The 17,629-nt window shown below is 48.0% G+C and carries 15 protein-coding genes; 14 read left to right on the forward strand and 1 reads right to left on the reverse strand.

Features of this window, described 5'->3' with window-relative positions; genetic code table 11:
- The first annotated feature begins 28 nt into the window (after positions 1–28).
- From JNUCC31_RS32420 to JNUCC31_RS32460, 9 genes are all read left to right on the forward strand, one after another.
- A complete protein-coding gene (locus JNUCC31_RS32420) occupies positions 29–2,077 on the forward strand; it encodes a hydantoinase/oxoprolinase family protein (protein ID WP_192267376.1) in 2,049 nt (682 codons plus the stop codon).
- Complete coding sequence (locus JNUCC31_RS32425; RefSeq protein WP_192267377.1) at positions 2,074–4,047, forward strand: hydantoinase B/oxoprolinase family protein; 1,974 nt, start codon at positions 2,074–2,076, stop codon at positions 4,045–4,047. Before JNUCC31_RS32420 ends, JNUCC31_RS32425 begins: the two co-directional genes overlap by 4 nt.
- Positions 4,048–4,115: 68 nt before the next feature.
- Positions 4,116–5,252, forward strand: coding sequence for an ABC transporter substrate-binding protein (locus JNUCC31_RS32430; RefSeq protein WP_192267378.1), 1,137 nt, complete (start codon positions 4,116–4,118; stop codon positions 5,250–5,252).
- A gap of 72 nt (positions 5,253–5,324) precedes the next feature.
- Positions 5,325–6,455: an ABC transporter ATP-binding protein gene (locus JNUCC31_RS32435; protein WP_192267379.1), complete on the forward strand. Its 1,131-nt coding sequence runs from the start codon at positions 5,325–5,327 to the stop codon at positions 6,453–6,455.
- Positions 6,452–7,369 carry an ABC transporter permease gene (locus tag JNUCC31_RS32440; RefSeq protein WP_192267380.1) on the forward strand — a complete coding sequence of 306 codons (918 nt, stop codon included), beginning with the start codon at positions 6,452–6,454 and terminating at the stop codon, positions 7,367–7,369. The genes JNUCC31_RS32435 and JNUCC31_RS32440 overlap by 4 nt, the downstream gene beginning before the upstream one ends.
- A complete protein-coding gene (locus JNUCC31_RS32445) occupies positions 7,362–8,201 on the forward strand; it encodes an ABC transporter permease (protein WP_192267381.1) in 840 nt (279 codons plus the stop codon). Before JNUCC31_RS32440 ends, JNUCC31_RS32445 begins: the two co-directional genes overlap by 8 nt.
- On the forward strand, positions 8,198–9,415 hold the full coding sequence (locus JNUCC31_RS32450; protein WP_192267382.1) for a M24 family metallopeptidase: 1,218 nt from the start codon (positions 8,198–8,200) through the stop codon (positions 9,413–9,415). Before JNUCC31_RS32445 ends, JNUCC31_RS32450 begins: the two co-directional genes overlap by 4 nt.
- Before the next feature lie 78 nt (positions 9,416–9,493).
- The gene (locus JNUCC31_RS32455; RefSeq protein ID WP_192267383.1) at positions 9,494–10,690 is read left to right on the forward strand and encodes an MFS transporter; all 1,197 of its coding nucleotides are present in this window, start codon (positions 9,494–9,496) and stop codon (positions 10,688–10,690) included.
- A gap of 162 nt (positions 10,691–10,852) precedes the next feature.
- The gene (locus JNUCC31_RS32460) at positions 10,853–11,203 is read left to right on the forward strand and encodes a hypothetical protein (RefSeq protein WP_192267384.1); all 351 of its coding nucleotides are present in this window, start codon (positions 10,853–10,855) and stop codon (positions 11,201–11,203) included.
- Positions 11,204–11,313: 110 nt separating this feature from the next.
- Here JNUCC31_RS32460 and JNUCC31_RS32465 read toward each other — a convergent pair whose 3' ends face one another.
- Positions 11,314–11,940, reverse strand: a complete 627-nt coding sequence (locus JNUCC31_RS32465; RefSeq protein ID WP_192267385.1) for an FMN-dependent NADH-azoreductase — start codon at positions 11,938–11,940, stop codon at positions 11,314–11,316.
- Between the two features lie 187 nt (positions 11,941–12,127).
- Here JNUCC31_RS32465 and deoR point away from each other — a divergent pair, with 187 nt between their 5' ends.
- The 5 genes from deoR to deoD all read left to right on the forward strand — a co-directional run bounded on the left by deoR (position 12,128) and on the right by deoD (position 17,474).
- On the forward strand, positions 12,128–13,066 hold the full coding sequence (gene deoR, locus JNUCC31_RS32470) for a DNA-binding transcriptional repressor DeoR (RefSeq protein ID WP_192273529.1): 939 nt from the start codon (positions 12,128–12,130) through the stop codon (positions 13,064–13,066).
- A gap of 247 nt (positions 13,067–13,313) precedes the next feature.
- Positions 13,314–13,964, forward strand: a complete 651-nt coding sequence (deoC, locus tag JNUCC31_RS32475) for a deoxyribose-phosphate aldolase (RefSeq protein ID WP_192273531.1) — start codon at positions 13,314–13,316, stop codon at positions 13,962–13,964.
- Between the two features lie 264 nt (positions 13,965–14,228).
- Positions 14,229–15,419, forward strand: coding sequence for a NupC/NupG family nucleoside CNT transporter (locus tag JNUCC31_RS32480; protein ID WP_192267386.1), 1,191 nt, complete (start codon positions 14,229–14,231; stop codon positions 15,417–15,419).
- A gap of 29 nt (positions 15,420–15,448) precedes the next feature.
- Positions 15,449–16,627, forward strand: a complete 1,179-nt coding sequence (gene deoB, locus JNUCC31_RS32485; RefSeq protein ID WP_192267387.1) for a phosphopentomutase — start codon at positions 15,449–15,451, stop codon at positions 16,625–16,627.
- A gap of 139 nt (positions 16,628–16,766) precedes the next feature.
- Positions 16,767–17,474, forward strand: a complete 708-nt coding sequence (deoD, locus tag JNUCC31_RS32490) for a purine-nucleoside phosphorylase (protein WP_192267388.1) — start codon at positions 16,767–16,769, stop codon at positions 17,472–17,474.
- Positions 17,475–17,629 lie beyond the last annotated feature (155 nt).

Consider the following 17,629-nt stretch of genomic DNA (forward strand, 5'->3'; position numbering starts at 1 on the left):
TGAGACCTGTACTAAAGGAGTTGATTTTGTGGACACAATCTACCGTTTAGGCATAGATATCGGAGGTACTTTCACGGATGCGCTGGTGATGGACCATCAGGGCAGCGTGATTGCGGCGCTCAAGACGCCATCGATTGCAACAGCTCCGGAACAGGCAATTTTTAACGCACTTGATCAACTTAAGGTGAATGGTGTGAACATTCGTGAGATTGATCTATTTGTGCATGGAACAACACTTGGCGTCAACACGTTAATCGAACGGAATGGTGCAGTTACAGGTCTGTTGGTCACTAAAGGATTCCGCGATATTCTTGAAATCCGGCGGTTGCGACTTGAGGATACAACCAATCTGTACGGTGACAAGACAGATGCGTTAGTACCGAGACATCGTGTCAAGGAAGTTGATGAACGGGTGATTGCAAGTGGGGGGATACTTCAGCCACTGAATCAGGAACAGCTGCTGCAAGCGGTGGATGAGCTGGTGGAAGATGGCGTTACTGCTTTGGCGATCAGTTTTTTACATGCTTATGTGAATCCTGCTCATGAACAACTTGCGGAAGATCTGATCAGGGAACGTTATCCGCAACTGTTCATCTGCCGAAGCAGCGCCATCTGGCCACAACAGCGTGAGTTCGAACGAACACTCGCAACGGCCATGAATGCTTATGTGGGTGAACGAATGGGGTCTTACTTTCTGCGTCTGCAAGAAGGGATTCAGGCATACGGCCTCAAAGCCAACTTGCTGTCGACCATGTCCAACGGTGGAATGATGACTGCTGCCAGAGCGGCTAATGAGCCGGTACGTACGCTTCTGTCCGGGCCTGCTTCCGGTGTAATCGCCGCGACCCATATCGCTGAACGAGCTGGGATTCATCAGGTCATCACATTTGACATGGGTGGGACAAGCGTGGATGTTGCTCTCATTGACAAAGAACCGGCCTATTCATCCGAGAACAAAGTTGGTGATTTTCCTGTCATCATTCCTGCTGTTGATGTGACGGCTATAGGAGCAGGTGGTGGTTCAATTGCCTGGCTTGATTCCGTCGGCGTACTCAAGGTGGGACCACGCAGCGCGGGAGCCAACCCCGGTCCGGCCTGTTATCAGCGTGGGGGAGAAGAGCCGACAACCACAGATGCTTATCTACAGCTAGGTATCCTGCACGCTGACCGTTTCCTTGGCGGACAAATGCGTCTGTATCCCGAACTTGCAGAGCGTACTCTTTCCAATCTGGGAGAGAAGCTTGGTCTGAAGGCTGAACAGACTGCGCAAGCCATTCTTGATGTGGCAACCGCTAATATGTATGCCCAATTTTCTCCCCTAATGGCTCGCAAGGGTGTTGATCCACGCGATTTTACGTTGCTCGCATATGGTGGAGCTGGACCGATGCATGCTTTTCTGATGGCACGCGAGGTAGGCATTGGCAGAGTGCTGATCCCGCCATCTCCGGGAACATTGTGTGCCATGGGGTGCACGGTTGCCAATCTCCGCAATGATTTCGTTCATACGTTACACAAAAGTAACCAGACTCTTGGGCCCGGTGAGTTAAGCTCTCTTTTCACTGAATTGGAAAACCAGGGACGTAGCTGGGTCGATGAGGAAGCTCGTGGTGGTGTCAAGCTAGACAATATTTATTGCCTATATAGTGCGGATATGCGCTATGAAGGACAGGCCTTTGATCTCGAGGTCACGCTGACATTGGAAGAAATTGAAGATCCCAAAAAGGCAGGGATGAAATTCCATGCGTCCTACCAAAACGTGTTTGGCATTAGTCAGCCAGAGGCAGAAGTTATGTTTGTAAGTCTCAGAGCAACCATCGTTGGTGTTTTGCCTACCCATAACACGGTAACTCCGGCAAATTTGCCATTCGATGAGAGTGAAGCGGAAGAACGGATCATCACCTTTGACCATGTGCAGCAGACAGCGAAGGTACTGAAAAGGGGACAGATTCCATCGGTGGATGCTCCCATCCCCGGACCCATTATTGTGGAGGAATACGATACAACAATCTTTATCCCGCCTGGATTTAAGGTATACCGGGATGTCCACGGGAACGTGATTGGGGAGGTGAAAGCATGATCGGCGACAAGGTCTTTCTTGAGATTTTCAACAACCGGATTCAGGCTGCCGTGGAAGAAATGGCAAATGTCGTTCTGCGCACAGGATTCACCGCTTTTGTCAAAGAAACGGGCGATTTTGGAACCTACCTCTTATCTCCATCTGGGGAAACGTTCGGGTCGCCGCTGGAGACGGGTTACAATCTGTCCCTGGGCATTCCTGCCGCTGCGACCATTAACAGCATAGAAGACTGGAAAGAAGGGGATCTCGTCATATGTAATGATCCTTATTCCACCAAAGGCATGGTCACACACCTTCCAGACATTCATCTCATCAAGCCTTATTTTCACGAAGGGCGAATTATCGCATACGGCATGTGCTTTGTTCATTCTTCTGATGTGGGTGGCAAGGTACCGGGGAGTGTATCTCCCAGCGCCTACGATATTCATATGGAAGGCATTCGAATTGCACCAGTCAAGCTGTATGAAGCCGGTGTTCTGAACGAGCAGATCCTGCGCATGTTTCTGGACAACAGCCGAATTCCGGAGCAAAATCTCGGTGATCTCAAAGCGCTTATGGCTGCGTTGAACCGGGGAGAGCAGAGGCTTGAGGAACTCATTGCACGTTATGGCGTAGAAAAAATCCAACAGGGCATCGAAAATTTGCTGGAGTATGCCGAGCTGAAGGCCCGTGCGATCGTGCAGGATATCCCGGACGGTTCCTATGACTTCTGGGACTATCTGGAGAAAGGACCAGGGGGATATCCTATCCGGTTGCGCTGCAAAATGACGGTCGCAGGCAGTGACATTCATCTGGATTTTAGCGGCACCGATCCTCAGGTCAGGGCTTCATTCAATATTCCTACCCACAATCAACAGGGACATTACATGCTGGTACCCGCACTCATTCGTTATTTCCGTACACTCGATCCGACCATTCCGTGGAATTCGGGCATGATTCGCATGGTGCGAAATTACGCGCCGCCCGCTTCCGTGCTCAACCCGGAGCCGATGGCAGCTGTGGGGGCTCGTGCTGCGACCTTTATCCGGCTGATGGATGTTATCACGGGAGCTCTGGGGAAAGCTCAGGGTAGTATGGTTCCCGCAGCAGGAGCTGGACAAGCCTGCATCGTCATGATGGCGATGACAGATGCATCCGATGGCAAGAAAAAGGTGGGCGTAATTCAGCCGATCTGCGGAGGTTCGGGAGCAAGGCCGATGAAAGACGGAATTGATGGCATGGATTTTGCGGTCGGTCATCTTCGAAATATCCCTGCGGAAACGGTGGAATCTGAAATGCCTGTGTTGATTGAGCATTATGGTCTTCGTGCCGACTCTGCAGGTGCAGGTACCTTCCGCGGTGGAAGCGGGATTGACCTGTGCGTCAGAATTCTAACACCGGATACCGTGATGACGGCCAGAAACATGGAGCGTATGGAGTTTCAGCCTTGGGGCAGGCTCGGTGGCGGTGTAGGTTCACATGGAGAAGCGATTCTTAATGCTGGACGTGCAAGTGAGGATAATCTGGGAAGAATTGATGAGTTGCTGCTTCAGCCTGGAGAAACGGTTACGTTCCTTTCGCAAGGTGGAGGCGGATATGGCGATCCATATGAGCGTGATTCACGTCTGGTTCTGGAGGATGTAAAAAGAGGGCTGGTATCCACGGAGAAAGCCCTTGAGTTATACGGTGTTGTGATTGATGGCCTGGAGCTGAACGAGAGCGATACCGAACACCTGCGCGCCGAGCGATCACGGCAGCAGGAGGAATTCGCTTATGGCAAGGCAAGGGAGCAATTTGAAGACATATGGAGCGATGAAATGCAGGTATCGCTGAATCAGGCATTGCTGAATGCTCCGCTTGCACTGAGAGACTACCTGAAACGTCAGACCATGGGCGTTGTAGAGGAGAGGTATAAGGACTCCCTCTCTGTAGATCCAGGGGAGATATCCGACATTATGGAAGAATTACGCCAGCAAATAGGGTTGTATTGATCAAGTGTACGGAGACTATCTAGTTCTGTCTTATCGATAAAACCAACTACATGGATGGGGGAAGTTGCATGTTTAAATCAAACAAAAAACGCTTTCTCAGCCTCGCCTCTCTGACACTGGCCGGTACATTGGTGCTTTCCGCCTGCGGTGGAGCAGGCAGCTCAAGTAATACTGCCGGAGAGACCGACTCCTCAGGAGCAAGCGGAGACAAAGTTAAGCTGACGATGTTTATCTGGGCTGGTTCCAATCAAGACGTCGTTCCGAAAGAAGTGGTTGCCGAGTATGTGAAAGAACATCCCAACGTTGAAGTCACTTTTGAGGAATCCTCCAATTCGGTAATGTATCCAAAGATGGTGGCTGGCAAGCAGGCTGATGCCAACAATCCGGTGGTTAACTTTGGTTACTTCAATGCAGATGCGACGGCAAAAGGCTTGAATGATGACATGTGGGAGCCGCTGGATACAAGTATCGTGACCAATATCAAGGATATCCCGGAGTCCTTCCACAAGCCTGATAATAAAGGTGTGGTCTGGGGCGTTTCGAGCTTCGCCCTGGTGTATAACAAAGACCTGGTGAAAACGCCGCCTACCAGCTGGAACGATCTATGGGATAACGAGGAGTTTAAAGGAAAAACTGCGCTTTGGGACTACATGTTCTATTCCTATATCTCTCCACTGATTGCTACCAAAGGTCAGGAGATTGGCGCATCTTATGATAATCCAGAGCCAGCCTTCCAGTTCTGGGCAGATCACAGTGACCAGATTGGCACATTGGTTTCATCCAATGATCAGCTGAAGGCATTGCTGGAGGCAGGTGATGCTCTCATTGCCCCATTCAGTGCACAGGTTGCGCAGACATGGATTGATGGAGGTTCTCCACTCGCTGTAGCGTATCCGAGTGAAGGTGCCATCTCCTTCCCGTACACACTTCAGGTCGTGAAGGGCTCGACACCGGAGCAGGCACGTGTTGCAAACGAAATTATTAACGAATTGTTGAGCGCAGAGGCGCTGTCACAATACGCAGAAGCAACGGGTACGCCAGTAACCAGTACGACAGCAGCAGTTCCGGACAAGTACAAGGATGATCCTTCCTTCTCCGTCGAAACGCAAAGTAACGGCATTAATCCAGACTGGGATGTGCTTGCACAGAACAGCTCTTCTTGGAAGGAACTATGGGACCGACTCGTGAAAACAAAACTTCAATAAAAGGATTGTTGCCAGGCACACAACGATTCCGGGTTCTGCTCTGAACCCGGAATGGATGGGAGGGAATCAGAGATGAGCAGCGGACAAGAGACCATATCTATTGAAACAAGGGAAGTCACGAAGACCTATGGTGAACGAGCCGCAGTTGATCAAGTAACACTCCAAGTGAAAAAGGGAGAATTCGTTTCCTTGCTTGGTCCGAGTGGTTGTGGCAAAACCACACTGCTGCGCATGCTCGGCGGACTTGAGCAGCCGGATCAAGGCACCATTATGCTGGGAGGCCGGGATGTTACCGGCATTCCGGCCTATGGACGGAACAGTAACATGATTTTTCAGCAGCTTGCGCTTTTCCCTCATTTGGATGTATTCAACAACATTGCCTATGGGCTAAAGGTGAAGAAGTTACCAAAAGCCGATATAAAACGGCAGGTAGGTGAAATGCTTGATCTGGTCCAGCTCGGAGACTATGGCAGGCGTGCTGTATCCGAGCTGTCCGGGGGTCAGGCTCAACGCGTCGCCATTGCTCGCGCACTGATTAACAGACCGGAAGTGCTGCTGCTTGACGAACCTCTCTCTGCATTGGACATGCAGCTGCGTCTCGATATGCAGCGCGAACTAAAACGCATTCAGCGCGAATTCGGCGGAACGTTTATCTTTGTGACGCATGATCAGAGCGAAGCCATGAACATGTCTGACCGAATTGGCGTCATGCGCGCCGGAAAGCTGCTGCAATATGCAACCCCTGATGAAATCTATGAAAGACCTGCAGATAGCTTCGTAGCCAAGTTCATTGGAGATACTAACCTCTTTGAGACGGAAGTGTTAGGGCATGATGCCAATGGAATTCGGGTAGATTGCTTCGGCCATTCATTGCTGGTGAAAATCATCGATGGCAATGCTGTACCGAAAGCGGGAGCACGACATTCCTTATCGATTCGCAATGAGTATATTCGACTCGGAGAAGATGCATATCATTGTCAGAACAAGCTGAATGGACATGTGATTGAAGCGGTGTACGGTGGAGCAAATATTCGATACAGCGTGCAGATTGCTGAGGGTTTTCTGGTTCAGGCCAGTGTGCTGCATCAGCGGGGAGCCTCACGTTATAGTCCAGGCGACCCGATACAAATTGGCTTTGATCCAGAGGACGCGCTTTTGTTATCTGAACCCATGCATGACCATGTACAAGGTGCAGGAATATGAACCGGATCGCGGAACGGATCGTGAATTTGTATTCCTTTGGAAATCGCACATGGGTAACCCGGTTGCTGCTTCTGTTGCCTGCACTTGCTCTGATGGGCATCGTGTATCTGGGCGGGTTGTTGATCTTTGGCAGATATAGCTTCGATATGTATGAGAATGGAAAGCTTATTCGCGGCTGGGATTGGGGGGCCTATCGTGCTTTTTTATCTGATCCTTACTATTGGAAACTGATTGGCACGACATTTCGCATTGCCTTCAAGGTTACGCTATGGAGTCTAATGCTTGCCTATCCACTGGCCTATTGCATAGCGGGTCTTAAGAAGCCTGGCATGAAGCAATTGTTGCTGCTGCTCACGTTTCTACCGCTACTGGTCAGTGCGGTTGTGCGTTCTTACGGATGGCAACTTTTATTGTCGAAACAGGGCTTCATGAACTGGTTGTTCATCCGGCTGGGGCTTACCGAGGAAGGATTCAGCATGATATACAACGAGACTGGTGTTGTTGTTGCGCTTGTCCATATTTTCCTGCCATTTATGGTCTTTCCCATCCTGAACGTATTGTCCCAAAGTGATGCTTCCTTAAAGGCAGCTGCTCAGGATCTGGGGGCGGGCAGCTGGCGAACGTTCCTGACCATTACCCTGCCTTTATCGGCAAGAGGTATTGCAAGCGGGGTACAGATTGTGTTCACGTTATGTCTCACCGCCTTCACCACACCTCAACTGATTGGCGGGGGAAGAGTCATGACACTTCCGGTATTTATATACCAGCGTACCTTGGATACCAACTGGCCGATGGCTGCGGTTGCCAGCTTGTTCTTGCTTGTGTCTTCCATCGTTGTCTCGTTGCTTGTGAATAAAGGAGCAGAAATGTTGATGTTTCGTCGTTCCCGTAAGGGAGGTCAGGCGTATGGTTAAGTCGAACAGGGGCACCAAGCTGCTGCTCTATATCTTTGTGGGCGCGGTAGCGATTTATTTGCTGCTGCCACTGCTGATGATTATGTTGACATCTGTAGGCTCTGGTTCAGCCAGCAAATTTCCGCCCGAAGGTCTAACCTTGAAATGGTATGCCAATCTGAGTGAGCAGACCCAGTTTCTCGCTGCATTCAAGAACAGCCTCATTGCTTCGACAGGAGCGGTTTTGCTGGCTTTGATTACGGGTACACTTGCTGCGCTAGCGATCGTGCAGTATCCTTTTCCGGGTTCTGGCATCTTAAGGGGATTTTTTGGTTCTCCGATGGTTATGCCAAAAATTACGCTGGGTATCGCATATCTGATTTTATTCTCGAAAATGCATATTGCTGGCGGACTGTTTGCACTTATTTTGGGTGAAGCGGTCATTGTGCTTCCATTCGTGCTGACACTTGTGGGCAGTGCATTGGCCAATCTGCAACCCGCACATCGAGAGGCTGCAGCAGACCTTGGAGCAGGGCCACTGCGTATCTTTTTTACAATCACATTGCCACAGCTTAGACTATCTCTGCTCCTTTCAGGGTCAATCGCATTTGTCTTCACTTTTGACCAGGTAGAGGCTGCACTACTGCTGCTTCGTCAAGACAGCTACACACTTCCGATACAACTTTTCCTGTATATGGAGAAATGGCAGGACCCAACGATTGCGGTTGTATCTGTCGTACTTATCGCTTTTGCACTGGCCTTGTTCATGATCATCAAGCTGGTACTGCGCTCAGTACCCGGACTTGAGAGTTTGTTTGGGGGCAGGAAAAACAAAAGGAGGTCTGGATCATGATAAATTCACATCATATATCCCACAGTTCTGGTCTAAACCGGGACCGAGCGGAAGATGTAATGAAAACTCAAGGACTTAGTGCCCTGATCGCAACCACCCCGGAAAATATTCATTATGTCATTGGCTCCCAGCTACGCGCGAGCAACTGGACCATGCAGATTTACGCCATTCTGCCTGCCGACCGATCCGTTCGGCCATGTATCGTCATTCCGACGAATCGTTTGGGCGTTGTGGCTCAATTCGGTATCACGGGAGTAGATATATTTGCCTACAGTGACTTCTTCGTGGAAGGTTCGATCAAAGGCAAACCTTCTACGGATGACATTGATCTGTTCTACTCTCTGCTACAAACGACAGTCATTCATCCAGGGCCGATAGAAGCACTTAAGGCTGCACTGAAAAAGCTCGACATCGAGAATCAACCGATTGGAATCGATGAGATGCGAATTGCTCCTGAACTTTTAGCACGGGTCAAGGAGGATACACCTCAAGGAGCGGTTGTTCCCGCGTACAAGCTATTTCGCCAAATCCGTTTGGTTAAGACGCCTTTCGAAATCGAGCAACTCCGACAGGCTGCACAGGTGAATGAGAGGATTGAGCAAGAGCTAATTGATCTGATTGCAGCTGGCGTTCATGAGAAGCACCTTGCCGACCATTATCGACTGGCAGTGATGAGAGCAGGTGGGACTCCTGCAATGACTGCGGTAGGGGCGGGTCCGCGCAGTGCGCTGCCACTCATCGAAAATTATTTTCATACCATCGAGTCAGGGGATCAGATCCGCTTTGATCTGTGCTTGCAGTTGGAAGGATACTGGGGAGATACAGGACGTACCGTTGTGGCAGGAGAGCCAACTCCCTGGATGACAAAGCATTTTAATGCAGTAAAAAGCGGATGGGAGACTGCACTTGAAACCGTGCGCCCTGGCGTCAAGGCTTCCGACGTATTTCATGCAGCTGTGTCTCGTGTGCAGCGTGAGGGAATTCCGCATTACCGACGTCAGCATGTTGGTCATGCCATTGGCTTGGAACTGTACGACGACATGACTCTCTCTCCTGGTGACCAGCGCATACTGGAGCCCGGCATGGTACTGTGCGTGGAGGTACCATATTATGAGCTCGGCGCTGGTGGCTTCCAAATCGAGGATACGGTTGTTGTAACTCCAGATGGATATGAGTTTTTGACTCATATGGAGCGTAAACTATTCATTAAATAACGATTAATGGAAGGCTTCAGCCAAGCGATCAGTCAGCAGCCGATCATGGAGCTTTCCTGCCGAGAAAGTTGGAATATCATGATTCAGCAGGGAACTAAGACGTTTCGTAACATTAGCCTTGCGCTGTTTGCCGGAGGTTTTGTGACTTTTGCGTTACTATACAGCCTCCAGCCCCTGATGCCCGAGATTAGCGATGCATTTGCGATCTCGCCTGCACATTCCAGTCTTACCCTCTCAGTTACAACGATTGCCATGGCACTGACCATGTTGTTCATCGGTTCCTTATCCGATTCATTGGGAAGACGTTTCATTATGACAGCTGCTTTAGTTGTCTCATCTATTATTACTATGATTAGCGCGTTTAGCTCTGGATTTACTGAGCTGCTTCTGCTTCGCATTCTTCAGGGAGTTGCACTTGCCGGGCTGCCCGCGACAGCTATGACATATCTGTCTGAAGAGATTGAGCCTTCCAGTCTAGGGTATGCCATGGGCCTTTATATCAGTGGAAACTCGATTGGAGGTATGGCTGGTCGTTTTATCAGTGGCGTGATCACAGACTGGATCAGTTGGCGTGCTGCAATTGGTTTTATCGGTATTCTTGGCCTATGTGCGGCTGTTATCTTCTGGCTTGTCATCCCGCCATCCCATCATTTCGTCAAAGCGACTCCTGGATTCAAAAAGATCATTCCTCTTTTGTGGTCACAGTGTCGAAATCCACGTCTACTTTGCCTGTACGGACTGGGCTTTCTTCTGATGGGGGGCTTCGTGACGTTGTTCAACTACATCGGATTTGAGTTGACTGGAGCACCATATCATCTTAGTCAATCTGTCGTTGGTAGCCTTTTTGTAGTGTACCTTATGGGTACATTGAGCAGCACCTGGATGGGCAGGCTTGCAGATCGGTATGGAAGATCGAATGTCCTTGGAATCGCGCTGGGTATTATACTGTCTGGTGCAGTTTGTACCATTCACCCAGATCTTTGGGTCAAAATAATTGGACTTGCCCTGTTTGCCTTTGGTTTCTTTGGCGGACATTCCATCGCAAGCAGCTGGGTTGGACTCGTGGCGGATCAGCATAAATCCCAGGCCAATGCCCTGTATTTGTTTTTCTACTACGTGGGATCAAGTGTCAGCGGAACTGGAGGGGGCATACTTTACAGTCACCTGGGTTGGATTGGCATTGTGGGCTTGATTGGTGTGTATGTGGTAATCGGCTTTATATTGTGTCGGTTGCTTATAGAACGGGTACAAGAACATACCAAGCTTACTTTTTAACTAAACATAGATCGAAAGTTTGTTCATAAAAAGCACTCATTTTGGCCCATAATCATCCAATAGTCCCTAATACAAAAATCAACTTTTTCCGACAGGTATTGCATATCCTGAATTACCGAGTATAATACTGGGTAAATAGATGCAAAGGGGATGCAATAAACGATGAAAACACATGCTGAATTGAACTCACTTCTTGTTGACGATTATCTGGATCTCCTGAACATAGCGAAACAGCTGGATGATGAGGAATGGAAACAGGCCATTCTGCAAGCATTGAAAGAAGAAGTGGATGCTAATCATCATCTGGATTCAACAGAGGTAAGGCAGGATCTTTGGAGTCAATTTGAAGGTATTAATGAGCAGATGCATGATTTGTTGATTCAACTGAAGCATGCCGATCATCCGGATGAGAAAGAACAGATTATCGAAGCTATCTGGGGACTAAAAGTGGATCGCAATGCAATCACACGCAAACTTGAAACCATGAGCCGTGCCAGTGCTGGACAGCAATAAGCTCTTCGGTTGATTATACAAAATAGAAACCCGCGTGCTGGCCTAAGATATCATCTTGGGTTAGCACGCGGGTTTTGTGTTTGTTGCTGCTGTACCAATTTATTTAAAGGTTAAAATTGTTTGGCGAATGTTCTTGCCTGTTCCATGGCTTGCTGTTTGATCTCACCTGCACGTTCCTTATATTGGTTATGGCCTTCCACAAAAATACCTTCAAGCTTCGGAACACCCAGAAAAGACATAATAATGCTCAAATAACGATGGCCCGATTCCATTTGGGCTGCGGGTCCTTCAGAATAAATGCCGCCTCGGGCCTGAATGTGCAATGCTTTTTTGTTGGACAACAGTCCGACCGGACCCTGTTCGGTATAACGGAATGTTTTGCCAGCCACGCAGATGGAGTCGATATAAGCTTTCATAATAGGCGGAAAGGAGAAGTTCCACATCGGTGTCACAAAAACATATTTGTCGGCAGAGGCGAATTGATCGGACAATTCATTCAAACGTTGTACTTTGGACTGTTCTCCAGAAGTCAATTCGCTGCCGGATTGAAGTTTGCCCCAACCGCTGAACACATCAGCATCAATATGAGGAATGTCAGATCGATACAAATCCAGGTGGACGACCTCGTCAGAGGGATGACTTTCACGATATGCATCAACAAATGCTTTACCTGCAGCCATACTGAAGGAGGTTTCATGATCATGAGGATGGGCAGTAATATACAATAATGTAGACATGCTTTTCTTCCTCTCTATGATGTTTTTTTGCAAAAAAGGTCCCGCATTAGTAAGCGACCGGTGTAGTATGCATCGTTTTTAACGTTTTATACCTGCATAGTGACCTGGTCCTCAATCATGTATAATACTATTGATGTAAGGTGAATTCGAACGATAACAGGAATGAGTGAGATGAGCGCATATGGGAATGGATCTGGAGAAACAACGATTAAGCATTGAAGCAGCGAAATTGTATTATCAGTCGGATTACAGTCAGCAAGATATTGCGGTCAGACTGGGGGTATCGCGTCCAACGGTATCGCGGTTACTCCAGTATGCCAAAGATCGTGGATACGTTCGTATTGAAATTATGGACCCTCTGGAGGATATCGACATTATCGCCGGCGAGCTCAAGGCCAAGTATAACCTGGATACTGCGCTTGTCTGTTTTGCCCCGTTGAAGAGTGATGAAGAGATTTTGAAACATATCAGCAAAAGAGCGGCAGATTATTTACAGGATACGGTTCAGGATGCAGACATTATTGGCGTTACCTGGGGAACAACGATGAATGCCGTAGCCCGTCAACTTCGTCCCAAGCAGGTCAAAGGAGTCGAAGTTGTTCAACTAAAGGGAGGCGTAAGCCATTCCCATGTGAATACGTACGCGGCAGAGATTGTTCATTTGTTTGCTGAAGCTTTCCATACGGTTCCCCGATATTTGCCTTTGCCCGTGATCTTCGACAATATTGAAGTCAAAAAAATGGTGGAAGCGGACCGACATATTGGCAGAATTGTGGAGCTTGGGCGACAGGCTAACATTGCGATGTTTACGGTAGGCACAGTGAAGGAAGATGCACTTTTGTTCAGATTGGGGTACTTCAATGATGAAGAACAGCAATTGTTGATGCATTCAGGTGCGGGTGACATTTGTTCACGTTTTTTTGATGCCGAGGGTCAGTTGATCAGTGAAGAGATTAACAACAGAACTGTCGGAATTGATCTGGCTGAGCTGCGAAATAAGGAAAAATCCATCCTCGTGGCTGGTGGGCACCGTAAAATAGAAGCTATTCATGCCGCACTTAAAGGTCATTATGCGAACATTTTGGTTACAGACCAATACACAGCTCAGGCTCTGCTACGATTTTAATTGGATTGCATGACAACATCTGCCACGTGACATGGGCGGATGTTTTGCTTTCTTAGGCAGAAAATATACAGGTGATTACATCCTGGGAAGTCATTTCTTTAATGAAATCACCTTGAATTGCGTCATGATTCAAACTTGAACAAAAGTTCATATTGATTTTTACATATGTTCATGTTAGGGTAGGGATATAGAAAATAACTTGTTCAGATAAGGGGAGATTCAATTGACAACACCACAATTAGCCAAAATGATAGATCATACCTTGCTTCGTGCAGACGCTACACAAAGTGAAATGGCCAAATTGACAGAAGAAGCAAAGCAATATCAGTTTGCTTCGGTATGTGTTAACCCGGGCTGGGTTGCTTACGCGGCTGAGCAGCTTCAAGGTACTGGCGTAGATATTTGCACCGTTATTGGTTTCCCTCTGGGTGCTTCCACTTCCGAGACCAAAGCGTTCGAAACCAAAGACGCTATTGCTAAAGGTGCTACTGAGGTGGATATGGTCATTAACATCAGTGCTTTGAAAGACAGCAAAGATGATGTTGTGGAACAGGATATTCGTGCAGTTGTTGAAGCCGCAGCAGGCAATGCATTGGTGAAAGTCATTATTGAAACTTGTCTGTTAACGGATGAAGAGAAAGTACGCGCATGTCAGGCAGCCGTGAGAGCTGGAGCTGATTTTGTCAAGACGTCCACAGGGTTCTCTACAGGCGGAGCAACACCAGAAGATATCGCTTTGATGCGTCGCACTGTAGGTCCTGACATTGGTGTGAAGGCTTCCGGCGGCGTGAGAAGTCTGGAAGATATGCAAAAATTGATCGAAGCAGGAGCAACTCGGATTGGCGCCAGTTCTGGTGTGAAAATCATGCAGGGCCAACAGTCTACATCGACTTATTAATACGAGTTGTTGGACGTTTCAATTGAATTGAGTTAAAGATCTACAGGAGGAACTTGTTCTTCATATTCCGTGGGAAGCGGAGGTGGAGAACAGGTTCTTGTCCTGAAGATTCTATTCCGTTTTTTTATCAAAAAATATTCCTTAAAAAGACCGAATTTGTTGTAAGCGCTTTACTTGTTTTCTGAAAGGATAATTCATCACATACATGGTAAACCTTTGAGCTGAATGAACATCCGGCTTAACTACCTTCAAAGGAGAGATAGAATGAAATTCCTAATTGCCCTTCTTGGTATACTTGTTGTCTTTGGACTAGCCTATCTGGTCAGCAACGGTAAAAAGAAGATCCGATATCGTCCACTAATCATTATGGTTGTTTTGCAAGTTATACTGGGATATGCATTGTTAAACACGGAAGTGGGTACCTTTTTGATTGGCGGTTTCGCGACCGTATTTGAAAGTTTGCTTGCCTATGCGAATGAAGGTATCTCATTTGTGTTCGGCGGTTTGACTACCGTAGGGGCAGAAAGTGGGGGCGCGCCGTTCTTCCTCAGTGTCTTGATGCCAATCGTCGTCATCTCAGCGCTCATTGGGATATTGCAGTATATCCGAATCTTGCCTTTTGTTATAAAATATATTGGTCTGGTACTAAGCAAAATCAACGGAATGGGCAAACTGGAATCATATAACGCGGTTGCTTCGGCTGTATTGGGGCAATCTGAAGTGTTCATTTCTGTGAAAAAACAAATTGGGTTGTTGCCTAAACATCGGCTGTACACCTTGTGTGCCTCAGCGATGTCCACGGTATCGATGTCGATTGTCGGTGCCTATATGTCCATGATTGATCCAAAATATGTGGTTACGGCTCTCGTGCTGAACCTGTTTGGCGGTTTTATCATTGCTTCCATCGTGAATCCTTATCAGGTAACGGAAGAAGAAGATATATTGGAAGTGCAGGAAGAGGAGAAACAGTCCTTCTTCGAAATGCTGGGCGAGTACATCTTGGATGGATTCAAAGTTGCCATCGTCGTTGCTGCGATGTTAATCGGTTTTGTTGCCTTGATCGCGCTCGTTAACGGGATCTTCAGTGCGGTGCTCGGCATTTCGTTCCAGCAACTGCTTGGTTATGTGTTTGCACCATTTGCCTTCATTATGGGTGTTCCTTGGAAGGAAGCGATTCAGGCGGGAAGCATTATGGCTACCAAAATGGTATCCAACGAATTCGTTGCTATGCTTGATCTGACGAAACAGACTGCATTGTCTGCCAGAACAACAGGGATCGTATCCGTCTTCCTCGTATCGTTTGCGAACTTCTCCTCCATCGGTATTATCGCCGGTGCAGTGAAGGGACTTCATGAGAAACAAGGTAACGTGGTGGCCCGCTTCGGTCTGAAGCTGCTTTACGGTGCATCGCTTGTCAGCGTACTGTCTGCGATCATCGCCGGACTGTTCTTATAAGCCGGATTATTGGAAGGAGTGCTTAAGTTATGTCAACTTTTAAAAGAGTACATCTGATTGTTATGGATTCCGTAGGAATCGGTGAAGCGCCGGATGCGGCTGAATTCGATGATTTCGACGTCGACACCTTTGGTCACATTGCACGTGAACGCGGAGGGTTGAAGATGCCTCATATGGCCAGTCTTGGACTGTCCAATATTAAGGAAATAGAGGGTGTCCCTGTAGCGGATGCACCAAGAGCCTTTTACACCAAGATGCAGGAAGCATCCAGAGGCAAAGACACCATGACGGGTCACTGGGAACTGATGGGCCTGTACATTGATACCCCTTTCCGTGTGTTTCCAGACGGATTCCCGGATGAATTGATTCAGCGCATTGAGGAAAAAACAGGTCGCAAGGTGATTGGGAATAAACCGGCCAGCGGAACGGAAATCATTGATGAATTGGGCGAAGAGCATGTGAAAACAGGCGCCCTGATTATATACACATCTGCAGACTCGGTTCTGCAGATTGCAGCTCACGAAGATGTTGTTCCTTTGAAAGAACTGTATGAGATCTGTGAGTTCTGCCGTGAGATTACGCTTGATGATCCCTACATGTTGGGACGTATCATTGCCCGTCCATTTGTAGGTGAAGTGGGTAACTTCAAACGTACAGCCAACCGTCATGATTACGCGCTTAAACCGTTTGGCCGCACTGTGATGAATGAACTCAAAGATGGCGGATTTGACGTAATTGCCTTGGGTAAAATCGCAGATATCTACGATGGCGAAGGTGTAACCAAGTCCGTTCGCACCGTCTCCAACATGGATGGCATGGACAAATTGTCCGAAACGATGGATGAAGAATTCACTGGACTCAGCTTTTTGAACCTGGTTGACTTCGACGCCCTGTACGGCCATCGTCGTGATCCACAAGGCTATGCTCAGGCGCTTGAAGATTATGATGCTCGTCTGCCTGAGATTTTCAGCAAAATGACCAACGATGATCTGCTTCTCATCACAGCTGACCATGGTAATGATCCAACCTACCGCGGTACGGATCACACACGGGAGTATGTGCCACTGCTTGTCTACTCGCCACGCTTCAATGGAGGTAAAAAACTCGAGCTGCGCAGCACGTTTGCAGACCTTGGAGCTACGGTAGCTGAGAACTTCGGGGTGAAACTGCCGGAATACGGCACAAGTTTCCTGAAGGACCTGAAGTGAGATACACGCTTTTAACGGCACACGGGGAATAGAAGTTATATTTTTTATGAAAAAGTAGGACAGGACAACGACTGGGGCAGTGCTGCTGCTCCGGTCCTGACCTTCATTCAATCACATGGATAACTGGAGGAGATTAATTATGAGTACACATATTGGAGCTAATCCCGGAGATATCGCAGAAACGATCCTTTTGCCAGGAGACCCATTGCGAGCAAAATTTATTGCGGATACGTATCTTGAAGATGTCGTTTGTTACAACGAGGTTCGCGGCATGCTCGGATTCACGGGTACATATCAGGGACATCGTATCTCGGTGCAAGGTTCCGGCATGGGGATTCCTTCGTTCAGCATTTATGCTAACGAACTGATCAGCGAATATGGCGTAAAAAACCTGATTCGTGTAGGGACTTGTGGGGGCATGCAAGAACATGTTCATGTCCGTGATGTCATTCTCGCTCAAGCTTCTTGTACAGATTCCAGCATGAACAAGCTTGTATTTGGTGGATATGACTTCTCGCCGATCGCTACGTTCTCCCTGCTCAAAGAAGCGTATGATCGTGCAACTGCAAAAGGCATGAAAATCCATGTCGGTAACGTATTCAGCTCCGATTCCTTCTATCGTGACGATCGTTCCGTGACTGAGAAATTGATGCAGCACGGCGTACTGGGCGTTGAGATGGAAACAACGGCATTGTACACACTCGCAGCCAAATTTGGCGTAAACGCACTGACCATCCTGACGGTAAGTGATCACTTGCTGACAGGTGAAGAAACTTCCGCCGAAGAACGCCAAAAAACGTTCAACGACATGATGGTGGTAGCCCTGGAAACAGCAATCACGCTGTAATTGTTGCATTTTATATTCAATAATCAATTGATTGTATCGAAACTTTTGTTCTGAGCACGTAGTGGAGGAACCGGAATCGATTCTGAAGAAGCGAAGCGTTCACCTTTGTCTCCGTGTTTTCTCCATTACAAAATGGATTAAAAAAACTTGGAGAC

The sequence above is a fragment of the Paenibacillus sp. JNUCC-31 genome, assembly GCF_014844075.1.
Classification (GTDB): domain Bacteria; phylum Bacillota; class Bacilli; order Paenibacillales; family Paenibacillaceae; genus Paenibacillus.

Coding starts and splice junctions, on each gene's coding strand:
- deoD (WP_192267388.1), top strand. CDS start 16,767: ATGAGTACACATATTGGAGCTAATCCCGGAGATATCGCAGAAACGATC.
- JNUCC31_RS32440 (WP_192267380.1), top strand. CDS start 6,452: ATGAACCGGATCGCGGAACGGATCGTGAATTTGTATTCCTTTGGAAAT.
- JNUCC31_RS32455 (WP_192267383.1), top strand. CDS start 9,494: ATGATTCAGCAGGGAACTAAGACGTTTCGTAACATTAGCCTTGCGCTG.
- JNUCC31_RS32425 (WP_192267377.1), top strand. CDS start 2,074: ATGATCGGCGACAAGGTCTTTCTTGAGATTTTCAACAACCGGATTCAG.
- deoC (WP_192273531.1), top strand. CDS start 13,314: ATGATAGATCATACCTTGCTTCGTGCAGACGCTACACAAAGTGAAATG.
- deoB (WP_192267387.1), top strand. CDS start 15,449: ATGTCAACTTTTAAAAGAGTACATCTGATTGTTATGGATTCCGTAGGA.
- JNUCC31_RS32430 (WP_192267378.1), top strand. CDS start 4,116: ATGTTTAAATCAAACAAAAAACGCTTTCTCAGCCTCGCCTCTCTGACA.
- deoR (WP_192273529.1), top strand. CDS start 12,128: ATGGATCTGGAGAAACAACGATTAAGCATTGAAGCAGCGAAATTGTAT.
- JNUCC31_RS32445 (WP_192267381.1), top strand. CDS start 7,362: ATGGTTAAGTCGAACAGGGGCACCAAGCTGCTGCTCTATATCTTTGTG.
- JNUCC31_RS32435 (WP_192267379.1), top strand. CDS start 5,325: ATGAGCAGCGGACAAGAGACCATATCTATTGAAACAAGGGAAGTCACG.
- JNUCC31_RS32480 (WP_192267386.1), top strand. CDS start 14,229: ATGAAATTCCTAATTGCCCTTCTTGGTATACTTGTTGTCTTTGGACTA.
- JNUCC31_RS32450 (WP_192267382.1), top strand. CDS start 8,198: ATGATAAATTCACATCATATATCCCACAGTTCTGGTCTAAACCGGGAC.
- JNUCC31_RS32460 (WP_192267384.1), top strand. CDS start 10,853: ATGAAAACACATGCTGAATTGAACTCACTTCTTGTTGACGATTATCTG.
- JNUCC31_RS32465 (WP_192267385.1), bottom strand. CDS start 11,940: ATGTCTACATTATTGTATATTACTGCCCATCCTCATGATCATGAAACC.